Origin of the sequence: Kitasatospora sp. NPDC093679 (genome assembly GCF_040683455.1) — a bacterium.
In the GTDB taxonomy this organism is placed as follows: Bacteria; Actinomycetota; Actinomycetes; order Streptomycetales; family Streptomycetaceae; genus Kitasatospora; species Kitasatospora arboriphila.
On sequence record NZ_JBFBDW010000023.1, the window covers coordinates 1 to 19711 of the forward strand.

Annotated in this window: 30 protein-coding genes; 16 read left to right on the top strand and 14 right to left on the bottom strand. The window is 75.5% G+C overall.

Features of this window, described 5'->3' with window-relative positions; genetic code table 11:
• Positions 1-419: 419 nt before the first annotated feature.
• The 5 genes from AB0O09_RS19965 to AB0O09_RS19985 all read right to left on the bottom strand — a co-directional run bounded on the left by AB0O09_RS19965 (position 420) and on the right by AB0O09_RS19985 (position 4517).
• Positions 420-746, bottom strand: a complete 327-nt coding sequence (locus AB0O09_RS19965) for a hypothetical protein (RefSeq protein WP_363543008.1) — start codon at positions 744-746, stop codon at positions 420-422.
• 11 nt (positions 747-757) lie between these two features.
• Positions 758-946, bottom strand: a complete 189-nt coding sequence (locus AB0O09_RS19970; protein ID WP_363543010.1) for a hypothetical protein — start codon at positions 944-946, stop codon at positions 758-760.
• Positions 947-1231: 285 nt separating this feature from the next.
• Positions 1232-2110, bottom strand: a complete 879-nt coding sequence (locus AB0O09_RS19975; RefSeq protein ID WP_363543012.1) for a nuclease — start codon at positions 2108-2110, stop codon at positions 1232-1234.
• 138 nt (positions 2111-2248) lie between these two features.
• Positions 2249-2620 (bottom strand): low affinity iron permease family protein, encoded by a 372-nt coding sequence (locus tag AB0O09_RS19980; RefSeq protein WP_363543013.1) that lies wholly within the window; start codon positions 2618-2620, stop codon positions 2249-2251.
• Positions 2621-2645: 25 nt separating this feature from the next.
• Positions 2646-4517: a transketolase gene (locus tag AB0O09_RS19985; RefSeq protein ID WP_363543015.1), complete on the bottom strand. Its 1872-nt coding sequence runs from the start codon at positions 4515-4517 to the stop codon at positions 2646-2648.
• A 129-nt stretch (positions 4518-4646) separates the two neighbouring features.
• Here AB0O09_RS19985 and AB0O09_RS19990 point away from each other — a divergent pair, with 129 nt between their 5' ends.
• Positions 4647-5033 (top strand): hypothetical protein, encoded by a 387-nt coding sequence (locus AB0O09_RS19990; protein WP_363543017.1) that lies wholly within the window; start codon positions 4647-4649, stop codon positions 5031-5033.
• Between the two features lie 437 nt (positions 5034-5470).
• On the opposite strand, the gene AB0O09_RS19995 is transcribed toward AB0O09_RS19990, so the two are convergent.
• The 3 genes from AB0O09_RS19995 to AB0O09_RS20005 are packed head-to-tail and all read right to left on the bottom strand — an operon-like array spanning position 5471 to position 7169.
• Positions 5471-6250, bottom strand: a complete 780-nt coding sequence (locus tag AB0O09_RS19995; protein ID WP_363543018.1) for a metallophosphoesterase — start codon at positions 6248-6250, stop codon at positions 5471-5473.
• Positions 6247-6528 carry a hypothetical protein gene (locus tag AB0O09_RS20000; protein WP_363543020.1) on the bottom strand — a complete coding sequence of 94 codons (282 nt, stop codon included), beginning with the start codon at positions 6526-6528 and terminating at the stop codon, positions 6247-6249. Before AB0O09_RS20000 ends, AB0O09_RS19995 begins: the two co-directional genes overlap by 4 nt.
• Positions 6525-7169 (bottom strand): nucleotidyltransferase family protein, encoded by a 645-nt coding sequence (locus AB0O09_RS20005; RefSeq protein ID WP_363543021.1) that lies wholly within the window; start codon positions 7167-7169, stop codon positions 6525-6527. Before AB0O09_RS20005 ends, AB0O09_RS20000 begins: the two co-directional genes overlap by 4 nt.
• Positions 7170-7470: 301 nt before the next feature.
• Between AB0O09_RS20005 and AB0O09_RS20010 the strand changes: the two genes are divergently transcribed.
• From AB0O09_RS20010 to AB0O09_RS20045, 8 genes are all read left to right on the top strand, one after another.
• The gene (locus AB0O09_RS20010; protein WP_363543023.1) at positions 7471-7680 is read left to right on the top strand and encodes a hypothetical protein; all 210 of its coding nucleotides are present in this window, start codon (positions 7471-7473) and stop codon (positions 7678-7680) included.
• Between the two features lie 34 nt (positions 7681-7714).
• Complete coding sequence (locus AB0O09_RS20015) at positions 7715-8101, top strand: DUF2267 domain-containing protein (RefSeq protein ID WP_363543024.1); 387 nt, start codon at positions 7715-7717, stop codon at positions 8099-8101.
• 35 nt (positions 8102-8136) lie between these two features.
• Positions 8137-8352 carry a hypothetical protein gene (locus AB0O09_RS20020; RefSeq protein WP_363543026.1) on the top strand — a complete coding sequence of 72 codons (216 nt, stop codon included), beginning with the start codon at positions 8137-8139 and terminating at the stop codon, positions 8350-8352.
• Between the two features lie 75 nt (positions 8353-8427).
• Positions 8428-8808, top strand: a complete 381-nt coding sequence (locus AB0O09_RS20025; protein ID WP_363543028.1) for an STAS domain-containing protein — start codon at positions 8428-8430, stop codon at positions 8806-8808.
• 81 nt (positions 8809-8889) lie between these two features.
• Entirely contained in the window at positions 8890-9990 is a 1101-nt protein-coding gene (locus AB0O09_RS20030; RefSeq protein ID WP_363543029.1) for a glutamate--cysteine ligase, read from the top strand.
• 86 nt (positions 9991-10076) lie between these two features.
• Positions 10077-10349 carry a DUF6296 family protein gene (locus AB0O09_RS20035; protein WP_363543031.1) on the top strand — a complete coding sequence of 91 codons (273 nt, stop codon included), beginning with the start codon at positions 10077-10079 and terminating at the stop codon, positions 10347-10349.
• 71 nt (positions 10350-10420) lie between these two features.
• Entirely contained in the window at positions 10421-10879 is a 459-nt protein-coding gene (locus AB0O09_RS20040) for a DUF6480 family protein (protein ID WP_363543033.1), read from the top strand.
• A gap of 39 nt (positions 10880-10918) precedes the next feature.
• On the top strand, positions 10919-11389 hold the full coding sequence (locus AB0O09_RS20045) for an ATP-binding protein (RefSeq protein ID WP_363543035.1): 471 nt from the start codon (positions 10919-10921) through the stop codon (positions 11387-11389).
• Positions 11390-11408: 19 nt separating this feature from the next.
• Here the strand turns inward: AB0O09_RS20045 and AB0O09_RS20050 are convergent, their stop codons facing one another.
• Positions 11409-11768, bottom strand: coding sequence for an STAS domain-containing protein (locus tag AB0O09_RS20050; protein ID WP_363543036.1), 360 nt, complete (start codon positions 11766-11768; stop codon positions 11409-11411).
• A gap of 295 nt (positions 11769-12063) precedes the next feature.
• On the opposite strand from AB0O09_RS20050, the gene AB0O09_RS20055 reads away from it, so the two are divergent.
• The 5 genes from AB0O09_RS20055 (at position 12064) to AB0O09_RS20075 (ending at position 15458) form a co-directional block, all read left to right on the top strand.
• Positions 12064-12417, top strand: coding sequence for an STAS domain-containing protein (locus AB0O09_RS20055; protein ID WP_363543038.1), 354 nt, complete (start codon positions 12064-12066; stop codon positions 12415-12417).
• Positions 12414-12830, top strand: a complete 417-nt coding sequence (locus tag AB0O09_RS20060; protein ID WP_363543040.1) for a DoxX family protein — start codon at positions 12414-12416, stop codon at positions 12828-12830. The genes AB0O09_RS20055 and AB0O09_RS20060 overlap by 4 nt, the downstream gene beginning before the upstream one ends.
• 160 nt (positions 12831-12990) lie before the next feature.
• Positions 12991-13692, top strand: coding sequence for a VanZ family protein (locus AB0O09_RS20065; RefSeq protein ID WP_363543041.1), 702 nt, complete (start codon positions 12991-12993; stop codon positions 13690-13692).
• 9 nt (positions 13693-13701) lie between these two features.
• The gene (locus AB0O09_RS20070) at positions 13702-14382 is read left to right on the top strand and encodes a response regulator transcription factor (RefSeq protein WP_363543042.1); all 681 of its coding nucleotides are present in this window, start codon (positions 13702-13704) and stop codon (positions 14380-14382) included.
• Entirely contained in the window at positions 14379-15458 is a 1080-nt protein-coding gene (locus tag AB0O09_RS20075) for a HAMP domain-containing sensor histidine kinase (RefSeq protein WP_363543044.1), read from the top strand. The genes AB0O09_RS20070 and AB0O09_RS20075 overlap by 4 nt, the downstream gene beginning before the upstream one ends.
• Before the next feature lie 30 nt (positions 15459-15488).
• Here the strand turns inward: AB0O09_RS20075 and AB0O09_RS20080 are convergent, their stop codons facing one another.
• Positions 15489-15719: a hypothetical protein gene (locus AB0O09_RS20080; protein ID WP_363543046.1), complete on the bottom strand. Its 231-nt coding sequence runs from the start codon at positions 15717-15719 to the stop codon at positions 15489-15491.
• 10 nt (positions 15720-15729) lie between these two features.
• A complete protein-coding gene (locus tag AB0O09_RS20085; protein ID WP_363543047.1) occupies positions 15730-16287 on the bottom strand; it encodes a hemerythrin domain-containing protein in 558 nt (185 codons plus the stop codon).
• Positions 16288-16471: 184 nt separating this feature from the next.
• Between AB0O09_RS20085 and AB0O09_RS20090 the strand changes: the two genes are divergently transcribed.
• Together AB0O09_RS20090 and AB0O09_RS20095 are read left to right on the top strand one after the other, a co-directional pair.
• On the top strand, positions 16472-17122 hold the full coding sequence (locus AB0O09_RS20090; RefSeq protein ID WP_363543048.1) for a phosphoribosyltransferase family protein: 651 nt from the start codon (positions 16472-16474) through the stop codon (positions 17120-17122).
• A gap of 121 nt (positions 17123-17243) precedes the next feature.
• The gene (locus AB0O09_RS20095) at positions 17244-18191 is read left to right on the top strand and encodes a helix-turn-helix domain-containing protein (protein ID WP_363543050.1); all 948 of its coding nucleotides are present in this window, start codon (positions 17244-17246) and stop codon (positions 18189-18191) included.
• Positions 18192-18294: 103 nt separating this feature from the next.
• On the opposite strand, the gene AB0O09_RS20100 is transcribed toward AB0O09_RS20095, so the two are convergent.
• From AB0O09_RS20100 to AB0O09_RS20110, 3 genes are read right to left on the bottom strand one after another with little or no spacing between them, the layout of a single operon-like run.
• A complete protein-coding gene (locus AB0O09_RS20100; RefSeq protein WP_363543052.1) occupies positions 18295-18513 on the bottom strand; it encodes a CDGSH iron-sulfur domain-containing protein in 219 nt (72 codons plus the stop codon).
• Complete coding sequence (locus AB0O09_RS20105) at positions 18497-19177, bottom strand: HemK2/MTQ2 family protein methyltransferase (RefSeq protein ID WP_363543218.1); 681 nt, start codon at positions 19175-19177, stop codon at positions 18497-18499. The genes AB0O09_RS20100 and AB0O09_RS20105 overlap by 17 nt, the downstream gene beginning before the upstream one ends.
• A gap of 27 nt (positions 19178-19204) precedes the next feature.
• On the bottom strand, positions 19205-19696 hold the full coding sequence (locus AB0O09_RS20110; protein WP_363543221.1) for a nicotinamide-nucleotide amidohydrolase family protein: 492 nt from the start codon (positions 19694-19696) through the stop codon (positions 19205-19207).
• Between the last annotated feature and the right edge of the window lie 15 nt (positions 19697-19711).

Consider the following 19711-nt stretch of genomic DNA (forward strand, 5'->3'; position numbering starts at 1 on the left):
CGGCCCGGCCGCGCTGTTCGTCAACGGCAAGGCCCTCTGAGCGACCCCGCACCACCACGGCAGCCCCCAGCCCGACTCGCGGCCGGGGGCTGCCGGCCCTGCCCGGTCACGGGCTGCCGGAGCACTTCGCGGAATGCCACCGTGACCGGCTTCCGACCGCTGGGAGTCCACCGCGATCGGCCGGGACACCGTCCGGCGCGGCCGGCCGCCCGCGCCGGCCCGCCGGGGGACGGCCGCACTCCGCCTGACGGCCGGTCGGCGCCGTCGCGTCCGTCGCCCGCTCGGTGTCCGGGGCGCCGTCCGCCGACCCGTTGCGCCAGGACGACCGCGGCTCCTCACGGTGGGTCCGCTGCCGTGCCCGACCCGACGGGCGGGTGCCCGGGGCGGCCGCGACGGCGGGACGCCTGTCGGCGGGCAGGTCAGTCGGCCCGCCTCCGGCGGGGCCGTGCCGGTGGGACGGGGTGGACGGGAAGCGGGGTGTCGCCGAGAGCGGCGGCGAGTTCGGAGTCGTCGATCTCGTGCCAGCCGGTGAAGTCGGCGGTGGCGTAGGAGCCCAGCGGGGTGACGGTGCCGTCCGGCGCGGTGCCGCGGCGCCAACCGAACGCGACGTCGCCCGTCCCGCCCGGGCGGCCGAAGCCCTCCGGCGCCCGCCCGACGTACACCACGACGAACAGGCACGCACCGGTACCCGTGCCGCCCCCGCCGTGCCGGTAGACGCCACCCGCGTGGAAGAACGATTCGGCCATGACCGGCTCCTTCACCGTGGGACGGGCCGGGAGGTCCGCGGGCCGTCACGGCGGTGGTGCTCGCCGGGACGGCCGGACGGCGGTGGAGGTCGCTTGCGGAAGGTCGCGAAGACCTTGCCGAAGGTGCCGGGGACGGCCGCCGCGACGCCGTCGGTGGTGTCGCCGAGGCTCACGCCCGTGTAGGTGACGTCAGCCGGCACCAGGGTCTGGTCGCCCGGACAGGTGAAGTCGCCCGGGCCCGGCGGGTGGTCCCCGGGGCGACGTGGCCCCCACCCGCCGCGCCGCCCGTACGCCGGCGGCGGAGACGGTGCTCGATCCACCGCGCGCCCACGCTCTCATCACGGACTCCGCCACTGACAGTCAACGCTACGCCCAACCACGGCGCAGACAAGCCCCATCGGAGACCCCGCCCGGTGACTCTCCGTGAATACCGGCTGGTCAGCGCGGTGCTGCGCCCGGAGCGCCGGTGGCCGCACCCGTCGGGCTCACTTCTCGACGAAGACGATGTCCTCGACGGCGGGGCGCAGCTTGATCGTGCTGTCGTTGATGTCGATGACGCGCTGCAGGCCCCTGGTGGAGGTCCGCTGCTCGGAGAGGAAGAATTCGTCGTCCGCGCCGGCCAGGTAGGCGGGGAGGGAGTCGAGGGAGGGACCGAAGAGGCGCAGGTAGTCGGCCAGGCGTCGGAAGAGTTTCGGCAGGATGACCGTGTGCTCGGTGAGCGAGCTCAGGTCCTCGATCTTGGCGCCGCTGTTGGTGGCGTCGTAGGCCCAGACGCTGCCGGGCGCCTTCGCGGCCTGCGCCCCGCGGGCGGTGGCGGCCATGTCGAGGCGCAGTTCCTTGGGCAGGTTCGAGTAGAACGTCGGGTAGGCCAGGCCGCGGGCGAGCAGTTCGTGGTTGGCGGTCTGGTGCAGGAGCGGCACGTCGACCTTGATGGTCGTTCCGCTCTTGGCGTCCGGGATCGGCGTGCCCCGGCCGGCCATGGCGATGCAGCGGCCGAAGGCGTCGGCGCCGGTGGCGAGGACGAACCCGGGGACGGTCTCCGGGGTGGCGGAGGTGACCCGCTCGTCCGCTCCCCGGGTGACGTCGGTGAAGCCCAGCCAGGTCAGCAGGGCGTTCCGGGCCGCGTGGGCTCCCAGGTCGAGCGGCTGGTGGACGAAGTCGGGGCCGACCCCCTGGTAGTGGGTCTCCGGTGCGTCGATGCCGTCGAGCCGGAGGGCGGCGCCGCCGTGGACGTCCCGTTCGATCTTGTGCTCGCCGGGCAGTTCGAGCCAGAAGCCGGGGTCGTCGGGGAGGAAGTGGACGGTGTCGCCGTCCGGCTCGAAGTTCTTGATCTGGTAGTGGCCCTTGACGAGCATCATGGTCATGAGGTCCTCCTGTCACCGGGATGTGACTCATTGTGAGGTCCTCCGTGGGCAAACGGTGGCATCGTGCCGTCGGCGCGTTGGCCGCGTGGGCACATCGGTGGCCGCCCCCGCGGGGCGGCCCGGGAGGGCATGTCCCGCCTACAGCCGCTCCTCCATGCCGACGGCTTCGCGGAGGCGGTCGTGGGCCTCGCCCGGTTCGTCCTCCTGGAGTTCGAGGAGGGCTTCGGCGATGGCGTCGAGCTTGCGCTGGATGGCGTGCTCGGCACGGCGCTCCGAGTTCTTGAGCATGGCGAGCAGCAGCAGCGTGACGGCGGTCATCGTGTCGCCCACCACGAGCTGCCACTCCGGGCCGAGCCCGGCCGCGTGGACGGCCACGAAGGCCGCCACCAGCAGCAGGCACAGGCCGGCGAAGAGCGGCGAGGCGGTGAAGTTCGACGCCAGTTCGGCGAACCGCTCGAACCGGCCGCGGCGGCCGTCCTCGCCCTTCTCGGCAGGGTGCTGCAGGGTCATGGCGCCGTCCCTCCGGCCCGGCCGGTCACAGGCGCCGGGCGGCGTCGGCGATCCGCCCGCGGGAGATGCCGGCGGCGTCCAGGAGTTCGGCGGAGGTGCCGGAGCCGGGCAGGATCCGCACCGCCAGGTGGGCGAGGGCCGGGCAGCGCCGGTGCTCCGCGAGGGCACCGAGCACCGCCTCGCCGAGGCCGCCCTCCGGGTGGTGGTCCTCCACCACGACGAGGCGTCCGGTGGCGTCGGCGGCCGCGGCCAGCGCCCGGCCGTCCACCGGTTTCACCGAGTACAGGTCGAGGACGCGGGCGGCGACGCCCTCCTCGGCGAGCAGGTCGGCGGCGGCCAGGCACTCGTGGACGGTCACGCCCGTCCCGGCCAGGGTGACGGTGTCCTCGGCACTGCTGCGGAGCGTCTTGGAGCCGCCGACCGGGAAGGACTCCTCGGGCCCGTAGAGCACGGGGTAGGCACCGCGGGTGGCCCGCAGGTAGGAGATGCCGTCGAGGTCGGCCGCGGCGGCCGTGAGCGCGGCGGCCGAGGTGGCGTCGCTCGGGCAGAGCACCGTGGAGCCGTGCACGGACCGCATCATCGCCAGGTCCTCCAGGCCCATCTGGGACGGCCCGTCGGCGCCGATCTCCACGCCGCAGTGGGTGCCGCACAGCGTCAGGGTGGCCTGCGAGACCGCGGCCATCCGGATGAAGTCGTGGGCCCGGGTGAGGAAGGCGGCGAAGGTGGCGGCGTACGGGTGGCGGCCGCGCACCGCCATGCCGACGGCGGTGGCGACCATCTGCTGCTCGGCGATGAAGTTCTGGAAGAACCGCTCCGGGTACGCCTCCGCGAAGTCCCCGGTGTGGGTGGAGTTGCCGACCTCGGCGTCCAGCACGACCGTCTCCGGCCGCGCGCCCAGCGCGACCAGCGCCTTGCCGAAGGCGGAGCGGGTGGCGACCTCCTCGCCCCGCTCGAAGCGCGGCAGCTCCACCGGGGACCTGACCCCTGTGGACCTGCGGCGCGGCGCGTCGGGCGGCCGCGGACCGCGCACGGTCAGCTGCCGCACCCCGCCGAGCTCGTCGACGGCGCGGGCGGCCAGGTCCTCGGGCAGCGGCTTGCCGTGCCAGCCGTCGGCGTCCGCCACCTCGGACACGCCCCGGCCCTTGACCGTCCGCGCGACCACCACGGTCGGGGCCCGGCCGTCCGCCGCGGTGGCCAGCGCCCGGTCGACGGCCTCCAGGTCGTGGCCGTCCACGGCGACCGCGCGGCAGCCGAAGGCCTCCGCCCGGCGGACGTACGCCTCGGTGTCCCAGCCGAACTCGGTCGGCCCGCACTGGCCGAGCCGGTTGACGTCCACCACGGCGGTGAAGTTGCCCAGCCGGTGCCGGCCGGCCGCGCCGAGCGCCTCCCACACCGAGCCCTCGGCCATCTCGCTGTCCCCGCACAGCACCCACACCCGCGAGGGCAGCCCGTCCAGGTCGCGGGCGGCCAGCGCGATGCCGACCCCGTACGCCACGCCCTGGCCGAGCGAGCCGGTCGCCACGTCCACCCAGGGCAGCACGGGCGTCGGGTGGCCCTGCAGCCGGGCGCCGATGCGGCGGTAGGTGGTCAGCAGCTCCGTCTCGCCGATCACCCCGGCGGCCCGGAACATCGCGTACAGCAACGGTGAGGCGTGCCCCTTGGAGAAGACCAGGTGGTCGGCGGCCCGGTTGCCGGGATCGAGCCAGTCCGCCCGCAGGTGGCGCGCCATGAGGACGGCCATCAGGTCGGCGGCCGACAGGCTGGACGTCGGATGGCCCGAGCCCGCCGCGGTGCTCGCCCGCACCGAGTCGACCCGTAGCTGCTGGGCGAGTTCGGCGACCTGCCGCAGGTCGGTGCCGGGTTCGATCGGAGCGGTGAGGGTGCGGTCGGCGGTCATGGCGCTCTCCTTCCGTTCTTCCCGCGCCTGCCCGCCACGGCCGTCCGGAATCAGCCCGTTCCGCGCCGCGTGGCCGCGCCCGCAGCGGGCAGCCGCCGGAGTGGAACCAGCGGCCGCAAGGAGCCCCCGATGAACAGCCGGAAGCACACCCCGGACGGCGACCGAAGGCCCGGGGAACGGCACGACTTCCCGCACGCCCCGCACGGACCGGGCCGCACCTCACCGCAGTGGTGGCCGCAGGGTCCGGTGCGCCGCGGCACCGAACCGGTCACGGCCCGCACCGACCTGGAGCTGAGGCGCCTGCTCTCGCGGGTCTTCCTCGGCTTCTTCGCGGTCGGCACGGTGGCCTTCGCCGTCCTCGCCGGGACGGCCGGCACGGGGGTCGCGCCGAACCGCACCACCTTCGCCGTCTTCGCGCTGCTCTGCCTGGCCTTCGCCGGCATCGCCGCGCTGGACCTCATGGTGATCCGCCGCCGGATGGCCGCGGGGCAGGGCAGGGACCGCAACGAGCGGTGAGCCCGGCGGTGCCGGCGTCCGGATCCGAGAGGGCCGGACACCGGCACCGCCGCAGGCGACGTGGAAGCCGCCGGCCACGAGGAGCCGGGCGCGCTCGACGACCCCGTCCGCGGACGACTCGGCGGTGAACTGCAGAACGTGCATGAGGTGGAGCCCTTCGGGTCCGCCCGGGGCTTTTCCCGCAGGGCAGTTGGAGGCGTGGGAACGTTCGTCCCGGGCAGACGCCCGGCAGGCCCGAAGCGAGGAGGTGAGGGTGATGGCCAGGATCCGGATTGCCCCCAAGCCCGGCCGCGGCCGCCCGCGGCCCCCGATCGACCTGCGGACCCCGTCCGGCCGACCGCTGCCGTACTGACAGGGCGTCGACCGTGCCGCTCCCGACTCCGCTGTCTTCGCGGCCCCGACCACCACGGCGTGACCGAACGTGAACCGAAAGAGCCTCAGCACCCGGCCGTCCCGGCCGGGTGCAGCTCGTACAGGGCGAAGGCGTGCTTGACGACCGGCTGCGCCACGTTGCGCACCGGCACCCCACCCGCCGTCATGCCGTGCTCGGTGCCCGCGTGCGCGTGGCCGTGGACGGCCAGGTCCGCCCGGCCCCCGTCGATGGCCTCCGCCAGCAGGTAGCTGCCCAGGAACGGGTAGATCTCCGGCGGCTCGCCGGCCAGCGTGTCCGGCACGGGGGAGAAGTGCGTCAGGGCGATCCTCAGGTCGCAGTCGTCGAGGTCGGCCAGGGCCGTGCGCAGCCCGTCGGCGAGCGACCGGGAGTACCGGACGAACGCCTTCATCTCGTCCTCGCCGAACTCCGAGCCGCAGCGCCCCGCGAAACCCCCGCCGAAGCCCTTGGTGCCCGCCACCCCCACCCGCATGCCGTCGACGGAGACCCTGGCCGTGGTGCCCTCGAGGACGGTGACCCCACCCTCCTCGCGGAGCACCTCCGCCACCTCGCCCGGGCAGCCGTCGTGGTGGTCGTGGTTGCCGAGGACGGCGATCACCGGCACGTCCAGGCCGGCCACCTCCGCCGCGACCGTCCGGGCCTCGGCGACCGTGCCGTGCCGGGTCAGATCACCGGCGAGCAGCAGCAGATCGGCCAGCCCGCCGAGGCGCTGGAAGGCCGGGCGGTAGCGGCCCGCGGCGTCCGGCGCGAGGTGGATGTCCCCGACGGCGGCGATCCGGGCGGTCGGCCCGGACACCGCACCGCCGGGTACGGCTGCGCCGGTCATCGCACCGCCTCCGGACGGTCCGGCACACCCGTGTCCGAGAGCACGATGTCGGTGTGCACCCGCAGCCCCGCGAACTCCTCCGCCACGGCGTCCAGGAGGTAGCTGCGGCAGGCCGCGCTGCCCGCCACGGCCCGTACCAGCACGGCGTCGCCGCGGAACTCGATCCGCAGCGCGAGTTCGGCGTAGGGCCCGGCGGCGAGCCGCTCCTGCAGCCGCGCCGCGCGGTACTCGGCGGGCCCGGAGCTGTCGGCGCCCGACCCGGGTTCGACGGTGTTCACGGTGTCTCCTCCCCGGACGGCCCGATCACGTCGAGCCGTTCCAGCAGGTAGAGGAAGGCCTCGGCCATGGGCAGCCCGCTGCAGCGGGACCGGACCTCGGCCCAGTCGATCTGCTCGCGCAGCGTCCGCGCGAGCGGCAGCACCCGGCCGAAGTCGCAGTGGTGCTCGGAGAACGGGGTGAGTTGGCTGACCATCAGGTCCGTCGGCGCCAGGACGGGCATCCACACCGAGTCCACCGGCCGGGCGACGGCCCGTTCCAGCAGTTCGGCGCTGACCGGCCGGTCGGAGAGCGAGAAGATCAGGTCGATCTGCTGCCCCTGGAACTCGGTCTTGACCAGCCAGTCCTCCGGCGGCGACCAGACCTCCATCCCCGAGCCGTTGAGGACCTCGGTGACGGCCTCGATCTCGTCGCGGAGCACGCAGAAGTCGGTGTCGTGCAGCGTCCGCCGCGGCACCCCGTGCGCGTAGGAGGCGACACTGCCCGCGAGCGCGAAGCGGTGGCCGCTCGCCTTGAGCAGCCGGGCCACCTGCTTGGTCGCCTCCAGGATGCCCTGGGACGGGTCCTGGCCGCCGTCGCCGCCCGCTGCCGGGGCGGTCGAGGGGGTGGTCGGGTCGGAGCGGGAGACACCGGGTGCGGTCACGCTGGGACCTCCTGTGGTCGCCGGTCCGCGCCGGCCTGGCGGACCTCCTCGCACCGCTGCCGGCGGGCCGTCCGTGGACGGGGCCGCGTCCGGCACCGGTCCGACCGTCCCGGGCGGCTGGCCATCCGTCCGGGACACCTTGTCGGGCTCCGTCGGGGGACGGGCTGTCGGGCTTCTTGCCGACCCGGCCCGGGCGAAACCCGGATCCGCCGGGCCGACGCGCACCGGACGGCGTTTTGCCGGCTCGGCAGCCGGGCAGGCGAGACCGGTACTCCGCGACCGAACCACCCGAGGAGGAGCCATGGAGGACATCCCGCAGGGCGGCGCCGGGGGAGTGCCCGGCCATCACGCCGACGAACACCACGACGACCGCAACGACAAGGGCGAACGGGGCGACCGGGACGACCGGCGGACACCGACCGTGAAGACCGTACGGGCGGGCGCCCCGGTGGCCGAACAGGAACCCGAGGGCCGGCAGACCGAGGACGAGGACCCGTCCGACTCCGGCTGACCACCGTCCGTCCGGACGCACGAGGGGACGTGTCATGGAACACGAGGAATTCCTCCGCCTGGTGCACGACACGGGCGGCTACGAGGACGACGGCACGGACGAGGCCGTCACCACCGTGCTCGGCCTGCTCGGCGAACTGCTGGGCACGGCCTCCGCCGAGGCCCTGGCCGACCAACTCCCCGAAGAACTGGGCCACCTGGTGCTCCCCGAATCGGACACCGAAGCGGCCCGCTGGACCGCAGAAGGCTTCCTCGGCCGGCTCGCCGCAGCACGGGACACCACCGTCGACGAGGCCGCCGTGGACGCCTCCGCCGTCCTGCGGACCGTGGCCGAGGCCGTCGACGACAGCGAACTCGACGCCCTCGTGACCGAACTGCCCGCCGGTTTCTCCGAGCTCCTCGGCCACCCCGAACTCGCCTGAGAGCCCCACACCCGCCGACCCGTGAGGAGTCCGCCGTGCCGAACCTTCCACACCCCCGCAACACCGCGGCGCAGCGCCCCGCCGAGGAGCAGACGCGCCACGAGCGGGCCCTCCTCGCCGCACTCGGCGAACTCCTCGACGACCTCGCCGCCCTCGCGCCGGGCGAGGCGAGGTTCGGGCGCAGGCCCTCGGTCGTCGTCCGCCGGCCCGCCACCCGCCCGGATCCCGCCGACCTCGGCGCGACCGCCTGAGCCGGCAGCGGCCGTTCACCTGCGGGTTTCGTTCCGGGGGCTGACTTCGCCGTCCGCGAGGTCCACACTGGTGCTGTGACCAGCCCACTCCTCCCCCCGGCACGCCCCGCCCACGCGGCGGCGGTTTCGCCCCGCGGGCGGACGGGCGGCGCCGCGCCGCGGCGCCGCGGACACCTGGTCGCGGCCGGGGCCCAGGACAGTGCCGGCGTGTCCGTGCTGCGGCACGCACTGCTCAGCGAGGTCGGCCACTGCCCGCCCGGCGGATCGGTCACCGTGGACCTCGGCGCCCTCGCCCGGTGCTCCGACGCGGGCATCGCCGTCCTGCGCGAGGCGCTCGACGCGGCGGCCGCCCGCGGGATCGAACTCCGGCTCACCGGCCCGCACTCCGCCGTGTGCCACGCCCTCGGCCTCGTCGACGTCGGCGGCTGGCACGTCGCCGCCCCCCGCCGCTCCTGACGGAACCCGAGCCGCGGCGACCCCACGCGCCCCTGGGGAGAAGCACGGTTGACCCTCGGCGACCACGGGTAGCCGCCGCACGTGCTCACCATCGGCGTGGAGGAGGAGTACCTCCTGATCTCCCCGGCCACGGGGGTGCCGGTGGCGCGTGCCGCCCGCGTCCTGGCCGAGGCCGGGCTGCATCCCGCGGTGACCCACGGCGAGGTGCAGCGCGAACTGCTGCAGGCCCAGCTGGAGGTGGCGACCCCGGTCTGCCGGAGCCTCGACGAACTCGGCGGGCACCTGCTGCGGCTGCGCCACTGCCTCACCGGTGCCGCCGAGGCCTGCGGCTGCCGGCTCGCCGCCTGCGGCTCGGCCCCGTTCACCGACCGGCTCCCGGTGCCGGTCACCCCCTCGGCGCGCTACCGCCGGATGCGCCGCGACGCGCCCGCCCTCACCGACGAACAGCTGATCAACGGCATGCACGTGCACGTGGGCGTGCCGGGCCGGGCGGAGGGCGTGGCCGTGCTCAACGGGCTGCGGCCGTGGCTGCCCGTGCTGACCGCGCTGGGCGCCAACTCGCCGCTGTGGCGGGGCCGGGACACCGGCTTCGCCAGTTGGCGCACGGTCGTCTTCGGCCGCTGGCCGGTCAGCGGTGTGCCCCCGTCGTTCGCGGACGGCGCCGACTACGACCGGCGGATCCACCGGCTGGTCGCCACCGGACTGATCCGCGACACCGCGCAGGTCTACTGGCAGGCCCGGCTCTCCGAGCGCTACCCGACCGTCGAGGTCCGCACGACCGACGTCCAGCTGCGGGCGGACGAGGCCGTGCTGCTCGCCGGGCTCGTCCGTGCCCTGGCCGCCCGTGCGCTGGATCCCCGCCGGGCCGCGGCCGTGCCGCCCGCCCCTCCCGAGTTCCTGCAGACCGCCGCCTGGTACGCCGCCCGGCACGGCCTCGCCGAACGGTTGCCCGACCCCGCCACCGGCAGTCTGGTGCCGGCTGCCGAGGCTGCCGCGACGCTCCTCGCCTGCGTGGGGCCGGAGCTGACGGCCGACGGGGATCTGGAGCGTGTCGAGGAGGGCCTGCACCGCCTGCTCGCCGAGGGCAACGGCGCGGTGCGCCAGCGCCGCGAGCTCCGGCAGACCGGCCGCAAGGGCCTCGTCCGCATGGTCACCGACGAGACGGCCGGCCTGCTGAACTGAGGCCCGGCCGTTCGGCGCCCCGGCCCGTCCGGGTCGGGCACCCGTCACCGGCCCCACCCGGGGCCGCGGAGACGAGGAGGTGTGCCATGCACAGGTCCAAGCGGTACCGGCCGGTCTTCGACGGGTCGCCGACCGGAGTCACCGTGATCGCCACCGGCGCGAGGGGCGTCAGCGGTGCCGAGGTGTACACCGACGAGTCGGGCACGGTGCGCGCCGGGATCGAGGCGGACGGCACCGTCCGGTCCGTCGTCGCCACGCGGCAGCTCGGCCGGCCGCGCAGCGCGGAGCCGATCGTCCGACCCGCAGGAGTCCGCCGCGGTGTCGGGATTGGGACGGGGATCCGGGGGCAGACGCACTGATTCAGGCGATTGCGGCGCGAGCCCCCGAGGCGCCGGATCGCGGCCGGCCCGACCGGAGTGGGTGCACCGTCATGGCCACCGTCGTACGAAGACTGCCGCTCAGCCGGCAGCAGACCGCACTCTACGAGCGGGCCGGTGAACTCGGCTGGGCGGTGCGCCGCGAGCCCGGCGACCGGACGCGCAACGAACGCCTGCTCTTCACCCGTCCCGGACGCTCACTGATGGCCGTCTTCACGCACGACGGCGCCTTCGCCTACGCGAGCGCCTCCGGTCCCGGTACCGGCGTCGTCGAACTGGACCTGCCCGGGACGCTGCGGGAACTGGCGAGCACGTCCCCGGCGCCGGCCGCGCAGGCCGTCCGAGCCGCACCCCCCGAGGAGACGCCGCCGGCCGAGTCCAGCACCACGGCCGGCATCTCGGTGCCCGAACCGCCGGAACTCCGCAAGGCCTGGGGTCCGTGGCCGCTGGTGGTCGTCGGGCTGCTGGTCCTCTGCGTCCTGGTCTTCATGGTGGCGCGGATCTTCGCCTGAGCAGCACCCCCGGACCCCGGGGGCCGGCGGGAGGACGCCATGACCGATGAACGCGCAGGGCTGCCGGACCACCGCGTCCGCCACCTGCGTCCCGGGCAGGACCACGCGCTGGCGACGGCGATGGCCTTCGTCCAGCAGACCCTCGACGACTGGTACCCGGCCGGCCGCGACCGGGCCGAGACCCGGCGCGTCCGGGAGAACGCCTTCCTGGTGGCCGACGAGCTGGTCGCCAACGCGTGCGCGCACACCCCGGGGCCGACCCGTCTCGACCTCGACAGGGCCGGCCGGCGGTTGAGCATCTCGGTGACGGACGGGAACGCCGCACCGCCCGTCCTCCTCCACCCCTACCGGCCCGACGCGACCTTCGGCCACGGCCTCCGGATCGTGGAGCGGCTCGCCCTGCGGTGGGGCCACCGGCCCGTGGGCGGCGGCAAGACCGTCTGGGCCGAGCTGCTGCCGCCGATGCCCCGGGTCAACGGCTTCCCGGTCGATCAGGGCCGGCTCGAATGACACCGGAGACGGACGGCCGTCAGCAGACGGTGCCCTCGAACCGGCAGGGATCCGTGAGTTCGATCTCGAAGACGGTGTCCGCCTCGGTCACTTCCAGGAGGCGGACCACCTGCGGGCTGGGGGAGGCCAGGCGGAAGCCGATCCCCGCCGCCAGGGCGGTCTGCCGGGCGCGGAGGAGTTCGTTCAGGCCGGCGGAGCCGCAGAAGTCCAGCGCGGCACAGTCCACCGTGAGCAGCTCCGGGGCCGGCTCCTCCAGCAGCGCCCCGCCCAGGGCCTCGGCCAGGGCGTCAGAGGTCTCCATGTCGACCTGCCCCGCCAGGGCCAGCCTGCACACACCCGGCGGGGCGGGGCGGCGGGTCACGCGGAGGTCGGTTCCCACGGTCCGTTCCTCTCGTCGTCGGGACCTCCCGTGGTGGGAGGTCTCCACTTCGACACTGGCCCATCCGGGTGCCCTCCCACAGCCCCCTGAGCGAAGCGGCACGGTTCCGGCGTCCTGAAAACGAAGAACCTCCGTCTTCGTGACGATCCGATCGGTCCGACCGGTTTGCCGGGCTCCGCCGCCGACGCCGGGGACGGCCGTTCGTTTCCCGGGGCGCGGGCCGGGCAGGCGCGCGCACAGATTCAGGGCGGGAGCCCCCGGACCGGGCGGCCCCGCACCCCTGGAGGAGGCTCCCGTGCATCCCGTCATCCACGTCACCCACCGCTCGCCCACGCCCGGCCTGCGGGTCGTCCAGCTGGCCGGGGAGGCCGACACCGGCAGCACCGAGACGCTGCGCGCCGCACTGGACAAGGCGCTGAGCCGCCTCCCGGCGCCCCACACCGTCGTGGTGGACTGCTCCGGCCTGGAGTTCTGCACCACCGCGGGCCTGAACGAACTGATCGTCGCCCGGAAGCGGGCCGCCGCCGACGGCATCGCCTTCCGGCTGAGCGAGCCGCGCGAGCAGCTGGCCCATCTCCTCCGGGTGACCGCAACGCACGAGCTGTTCGACGTCGAGCCCGCCGCCCTGCTGGAAGGCCACCTGTCATGACCGTCGTCAGAGTCTGTGCACGCCCACTGCTGGCCTCGATGTTCATCGCCGGCGGGGCGGACGCGGTGCGGCGCCCCGAGCACCTCGCACCCGCCGCCCGGCCGGTCGTCGACGCCCTGTCCGACCTGCCCGGGGTACCCGCCCGCACCGTCAACGCCGTCCGCCTCAACGGCGGCGTCCAGGCCGCCTCCGGCCTGCTCCTCGCGGCGGGGAAGCTGCCGCGGCTGTCGGCGGCCGTCCTCGCCTGCACCCTCCTCCCGGTCACCTGGGCGGGCCACCGCTTCTGGGAGGCCGAGGACGAGGGCGAACGCGCCCAGCAGCGGATCCACTTCCTCAAGAACCTCTCCATGCTCGGCGGCCTCCTGATGGCCGCCACCGCCGACAAGGACGGCCACCACCCGCTCCACCGCTAGGACGTGTCCTCACGGGCGTACGGATGCCGCACAGGGGAGTCCGCACGCCCCTTGAAGGCACGTCCTGCAGGGCGGCTCCCGCCGGTGGGGCGGGCGTGTATCGCGGGCGTATCGAAAACCGCATACGCCGCCGCAACGCCCCACCGGCTCGAATGGGGGCATGAACCTCGACGCCTCCCCGTCCGCACCGCCTCGCCGCACGCTCAGGGCCGCGCTCCTCGGCCTGGCGGTCCTCGGCGTGGCGGGCGGCGCGTTCGTCGTCCGGCGGCCGCTGATGATGTCCGCCCCGCGGTGCATGGCCGGACGGTGGCACGGCTGCTTCGACACCTTCAACGGTGTGGTGCTGATGACCCTGGTCGCACTGCCGCTGTCGGTGCTGCTGGCGTGGGCCCTGGCGCACCGCCGGCGTGCCGCCGGGGCCGGCCGGGCGTGGCGGAGGTCGCTGGCCGAGGTCGGCATGGTCCACGGGACGGTGCCGTTCGTGTGGATGACCATGATGCCGGGCGGCGGCGCCGGCACCGTGCCCGCCCGGGTGAGCCTGGTGCCGCTGCGGGACCTGGTCACGATGGGGCCGCTGGGGATCGTCGGCAACCTGCTGGTCTTCGCGGCGCTGGGCTTCTTCGCGCCGATGCGGTTCGCGGCCCTGGCGTCCGTGCCGCGGGTGCTGGCGCTCGGGGCGGGCTGCTCCGTCCTGGTCGAGACCGCGCAGTACGTCCTGCAGCTGGACCGGGTGTCCTCGGTGGACGACGTCCTGGTCAACGCCGTCGGCGCCGGGCTGGCCGGCCTCGCCTCGCGCCGCCGGTGGTGCACCGCGGACCGGGCGCCGTCGGACCCGTCCCGCCCCGCGCCGGTCGCGGCTTAGGCTTCCGGCATGCGCGTACTGATCGTGGAGGACGAGCCCCACCTGGCCGAAGCCGTCCGGGACGGTCTCCGGCTGGAGGCGATCGCCGCCGACGTCGCCGGCGACGGCGACCGTGCCCTGGAGCTGCTCGGCGTCCACTCCTACGACCTCGCGATCCTCGACCGGGACATCCCCGGCCCCTCCGGCGACGAGGTCGCCCGGCGCATCGTCGCCTCCGGCAGCGGCATCCCGATCCTCATGCTCACCGCCGCCGACCGGATCGACGACAAGGCGTCCGGGTTCGGGCTCGGCGCCGACGACTACCTCACCAAGCCGTTCGACCTGCGGGAGCTCGTCCTGCGGCTGAGGGCGCTCGACCGCCGACGCGCGCACCTGCGGCCGCCGGTCCGCGAGATCGCGGGCCTGCGGCTCGACCCCTTCCGCCGGGAGGTCTTCCGCGACGGCCGGCACGTCGCGCTGACCCGCAAGCAGTTCGCGGTGCTGGAGGTCCTGGTCGCCGCCGACGGCGGGGTCGTCAGTGCCGAACAGCTGCTGGAGCGGGCCTGGGACGAGAACGCCGACCCCCTCACCAACGCCGTCCGCATCACCGTCTCCGCGCTGCGCAAGCGGCTCGGCGAGCCGTGGATCATCGCCACGGTGCCCGGCGTCGGCTACCGCATCGACACCGGCACGGACACCACCCGCCCGTGAACGGACGGCCCGGGTTGAGCGCCCGACTCAAACTCACCCTCAGCTACGTCGGGTTCCTCGTCGTGGCCGGTGCCCTCCTGCTGGGCGTGGTGTGGCTGTACCTGCTGCGCTACGTCCCCGACAACAGCCGGGGCCTGCTCGGGGTGTCGCCCAACCGCTACCTCCTGGTGCACACCTTCGCCCCCGCCGCGGCCGGGGCGATGGCCTTCCTCCTGGTGTTCGGCCTCGTCGGCGGATGGATCCTCGCGGGCCGGATGCTCGCTCCGCTCACCCGGATCACCGAGGCGGCACGGACGGCCGGCCAGGGCTCGCTGTCCCACCGGATCCGCATGGAGGGCCGGCGGGACGAGTTCCGCGAACTCTCCGACACCTTCGACTCGATGCTCGACCAGCTGGAGTCCCACGTCGCCGAGCAGCAGCGGTTCGCCGCGAACGCCTCGCACGAACTGCGCACCCCGCTGGCGATCACGCGGACGCTCCTCGACGTCGCCCGCAAGGACCCGGCGCGGAACCCGGGCGAGGTCGTCGAACGCCTGCACGCCGTCAACACCAGGGCGATCGACCTCACCGAGGCCCTCCTGCTGCTCGGCCGCGCCGACCGCGGCAACCTCCCCCGCGAGGACGTCGACCTCTCCCTGGTGGCGGAGGAGGCCGCCGAGACGCTGCTGCCGCTCGCCGAACGGCGCGGGACCACGCTGGAGGTCACCGGCGGGGCGGCCCGGACGAGGGGCTCCGCGGAACTCCTGCTGCGGGTGGCGACCAACCTCGTCCAGAACGCCGTCGTCCACAACCTGCCCGCCGGCGGCACCGTGACGGTGCACACCGGGACGCAGGGCGGCACGAGCGTGCTGCGGGTCGAGAACACGGGCCGCCCGCTCCCGCCGGACCTGCTGCCGACCCTCACCGAACCCTTCCGGCGCGGCGCGGAACGCGTCCGCACCGACGAGCACGAGGGCGCCGGCCTCGGCCTGGCCATCGTGCACAGCATCGTCCGCGCCCACGGCGGGACGCTCGACCTCGCCGCGCGCCCCGCCGGCGGCCTCCTCGTCACGGTCCGGCTCCCCGGCACACCGTAGGCGGCACCCCGTCCGGTGCCCGGACGGCCGTCAGGGCGCTGCGGTGTCGGCCGCCGGCGGCTCCGGTCCGTCGTCGTCGCGGCCCGCCGCCGGGGAGGGCGCGGTGCTGCTGCCCGCGCCCTCCCGGTCGGCGGCCCGCTCCCGGTCGCCTCCGCGCTCCGACGGCCCGGTGCCGCGGTCGTCCCGTCGGGCCCGGCCGCGGCGCGCCTCGGGGTGTTCCTCGGGGTGTGCCTGCGGGTACGCCCGGCGCCGGATGCTCACGGTCTCCTCCTCACGCCGCGCCGCGGTCGGACACGTAGTCCCGCACCCGGTCGATCAGGCCGACGCCCGGGGCCAGCACCTTGCGGGCGGCCGGCGAGGAGGGCGCGCCGGGGTGCGGCCGGGTCGGTGCGGTCGCCTTGGAGCGGCGCACCTGGTTGCCCAGCACCTCCAGGTCGGCCTGGCTGCAGGCCGCGCGCAGGGCCGGGAAGAGGTTCTGCTCCTCGTCGCGGATGTGCGAGGTGACCTCGTCGACCAGGGTGGTCGCCAGGGTGTCCAGCCGGGGGTCGTCGGCGTCCTTGCCCTCGATCTCCTTGAGCAGCCGCTCGACCTTCGCGTGGTCCTCGACCTCGCGGTCGGCCATCGCGTCGCCGCCGCCCACGTGCTCGCGGACCGCGGGGTACAGGTAGGCCTCCTCGGCCACGGAGTGCCGGACGAGCTCGATCGTCACCTCGTCGAGCAGCGACTTCCGGTGTTCCCCGGTGGCCTGCATGATCTGCGCGAAGAGCTCCTCGACCTCGCGGTGGTCGGTCTCGAGTTCCTTGATGACGTCGCCGCCGTGGCCTGCCATCGCCGCCTCCTCGGTAGGGGCCCGCCCGGTGCGGGCCATGACCGGCGGGTGCCCCGTCCGGCCGGGTGCACACGTGCCGTCCGGCGGACGTCCCCCGGACGGCCCGGTGGCTTCCGTCACAGCGGGTAGACGACGCCGCGAAGGACCGACCGGGGGACGGAACGGACGGCAGAAGGTGGACGGCATGCGTTTCCACGACCGCGAGCAGGCGGGCCGCGACCTCGCCGAGGTGCTGTGCAGACAGCTCGGCGGCGTACCGCCGGATCCGCTGGTGCTCGCCCTCCCGCCCGGAGGCGTGCCGGTCGGCGCGGCCGTGGCGACCGTCCTCGGGGCGCAGTTCGACGTGCTCGTCGCCCGGCTCGTGCGCGCCCCGGACAACCCCGAGGTCCCGGTGGGCGCGCTGCTGCCCGGCGCGCCGCCGCAGTGGCAGGAGCACGCGCTGCGCACGATGGGCCTGACGAAGCAGCGGCTGGCCGGCGAGGTCGCCGACGGGCGGGCCGAGGTGGACCGCTGCGAGGCGCTCTACCGCGCGGACCGGCCGTTCCCGCGGGTCCGGGGCCGCACCGTCATCCTCGTCGGTGACGGCCTCGCCACCGGCGTCGTCGCGAGGGCCGCGCTCCGCCGCCTGCGCGAGCAGCGGCCGGCCCGGCTGATCATGGCCGCGCCGGTGAGCGCCGCCCGCGCCACCGCCGCCGTGCAGCCGGTGGCCGACGAACTGGTCTGCCCGCACCGGTCCTGGTACCTGCACGACGTCGGCGACTGGTACGAGGACTTCCGTCCGCCCTCCGACCGGGAGGTGCTCGACGCCATGGCGGCCGTCCCCGCGGCCTCCTGACCCCGCCGCCGTCCTCGTGCCCGCCCCGCGACCGGGTGCGCCGTGTCGCGGGGGCGGTGGCCCCGGGTGCGGGCCGACCGGCGTAGCGTCGAAGGTCCGGGGCCCGAGTCTGGTGGTGGAGATGGAGTCGTTCCTGTTCGACAGCGCGAGCCTGGACGCGACGGAGGAGTTCCTCTCGTCCGCCTACACGCCGATGCGGATCGGCGGGCCGGTCGAGGACGCGAGGGTGCGGATCAGCCGGCGCGCGGTCGGCCCGCTGTCGGTGGACCGCCTGTCCTTCGGCTACACCATGGGCTACGACGCGGGCAGCCTCGGCAAGGTGTGCCTGATCACCGTGCACGCGGGCACCATCGTCGACCTCACCGACGGCCGCGAAGAGGTCTTCGGCACCGGGGAGACCTTCCTGATCGCGCCGCCCGACCGCCCGTACCGCGGCGAGGTCCGCTCGGCCCGCTACACCATCGCGATGTTCGACCCGGCGCTGCTCGCCGACGCCGCCCCGGCCGTCCCCGCGGGCGGCGGACCCGTCCGGCTGACCGGCCCCCGCGCGGTCACGCCCGAGGCCAACCGCCAGCTCACCGCCGCCGTGGCCTACCTCCGCGACGGCGTCCTCGACAACCCGGCCGCCTGCGAGTCCGACCTGCTGGTGTCCAGCGCCGCCCAGCACCTCGCCACCGCGACCCTGGCCGCCCTGCCGCACAACGCCCGCACCGACCCGGTACCCGCCGACAGCCGCGACGCCACCCCCGCGACCCTGCGCCGCGCCGTCGCCTTCATCGACGACAACGCCGACCAGGACCTCACCCTGGCGGCCGTCGCCGCGGCGGCCTGCGTCACGCCCAGGGCCCTGCAGTACTCCTTCCGCCGGTACGCCGGGTGCACCCCGCTGGCGTACCTGCGCCGCGTCCGGCTCGCCCGGGCGCACGCCGACCTCAGGGCCGCCGCGCCGCAGGACGGACTGACCGTCACCGGGATCGCCGCCCGCTGGGGCTTCGCCCACCCCGGCCGCTTCGCCGAGGCCTACCGGCGCGCCTACGGCATGGCCCCCTCCGTCACCCTCAGACGCTGACCGCCGCCGGCCGGCGGCCCCGCTCACCGCGGGTCGGGTGCCACGGCGAGGGGGGCAAGACGCCGTGGCACCCGTGTACCGCCTCTGGGCAGCGCGGCGGGCTTCAAACCTGCGGGTCCGGCGGCCGGCTCCGGCGGCGGTGGCTGGTGTCGCAGAACGGGAAGCACCGGCTGCGCCGGCAGGCGCACAGGGCGACCACCGGCCGCTCGCTCACCCGCCGGGTGCCGTCCGGCAGGACGACCTCCACCGGGCCCTCCACCAGGAACGGCCCGTCCCCGGCGACGGTGACCCGCCGCGGCGCGCGCTCAGACGGGCCGGACACCGCGGACCACCACCAGTTCCTCCTCGCGCTGCCCCGGGGGGATCAGGCCGCGCTCCTCGAACCAGCCGGCCCGGGCGGTCATCACCGGCCCGAACGGCTGGCGCAGCCGTGCCGCGATGCCGACCCGCAGCCCGGCGCGGGCGAGCGCGGCACAGGTCGCCGGGACGCCGGCCAGCGCCGACTGCACCACGAGCAGCACCCCGCCCGGCGCGAGCAGCGCCGGGGCGTCGGCGCAGATCCGGTCCAGCAGGGCACGGCCGTCGCCGCCGGCGTCCCAGCTGCGGGCGATCCCGCGGCGGGGCGGCGCCGACCGGCTGGGCACGTACGGCGGGTTCGCGGTGATCAGGTCGAACCGGGACCCGGCGACCGGGGCCAGCAGATCGCCGTGGCGCAGCCGCACCCGGCGGCGGTTGAGCAGCAGATTGGCGGCGGCGGCCGCCAGGGCACGGCGGGACACGTCCACCGCCGTCACCCGGGCACCCAGCGCGGCGGCGGCCATCGCCACCGCCCCGCTGCCGGTGCACAGGTCGAGGACCCTCCGGCCGTCGAGCGCCTCGCGTTCCAGCGCGTCGGTGAGCAGCCGGGTGTCCCCCTGGGCCGGGTACACGCCCGGCGGGGTGATCAATAGCATGGTGCGCGCCTGCCCGCCGCGCCCGAGCCCAATCGGTGCCGGGCCCGACCGGCCGGAGGCTCAGTCGGCGGGCGGCCGGAGGACGCCGTGCAGGAGTTCCAGGGCGGCGAGGACGGCCGCGCGGCGGATCCCGTCGCGGTCCCGGGCGTCGTGGCGCGGCCGGGCGGTGCTGGTGCCGTGCGGGGAGGCCAGGGCGACGAAGACCGTGCCGACGTCGTGACCGTCCTGCGGGGCCGGCCCCGCGACGCCGGTGGTGGCCAGGCCGTACCACGCCCCGGTCAGCCGGCGGACGCCCTCGGCCATCTGCGCGGCCACCCCCGCATCCACCGCGCCGTGCTCGCGCAGCAGGGCCGCGTCGACCCCGAGCAGGTCCTCCTTCAGCTCGGTGGCGTAGGCGACCACACCGCCGCGCAGGACGGCGGAGGCACCAGGTGCCTCGGCGAGCACCTGGCAGAGCGCGCCGGCGGTCAGGGACTCGGCGGCGGCGACGGTGTGGCCGGCCGCGTCCAGCGCCGCGGTGATCTGCCGGGCGAGCCGGGCGGGCCGGTCCAGCCGGCTGCCGGGGGA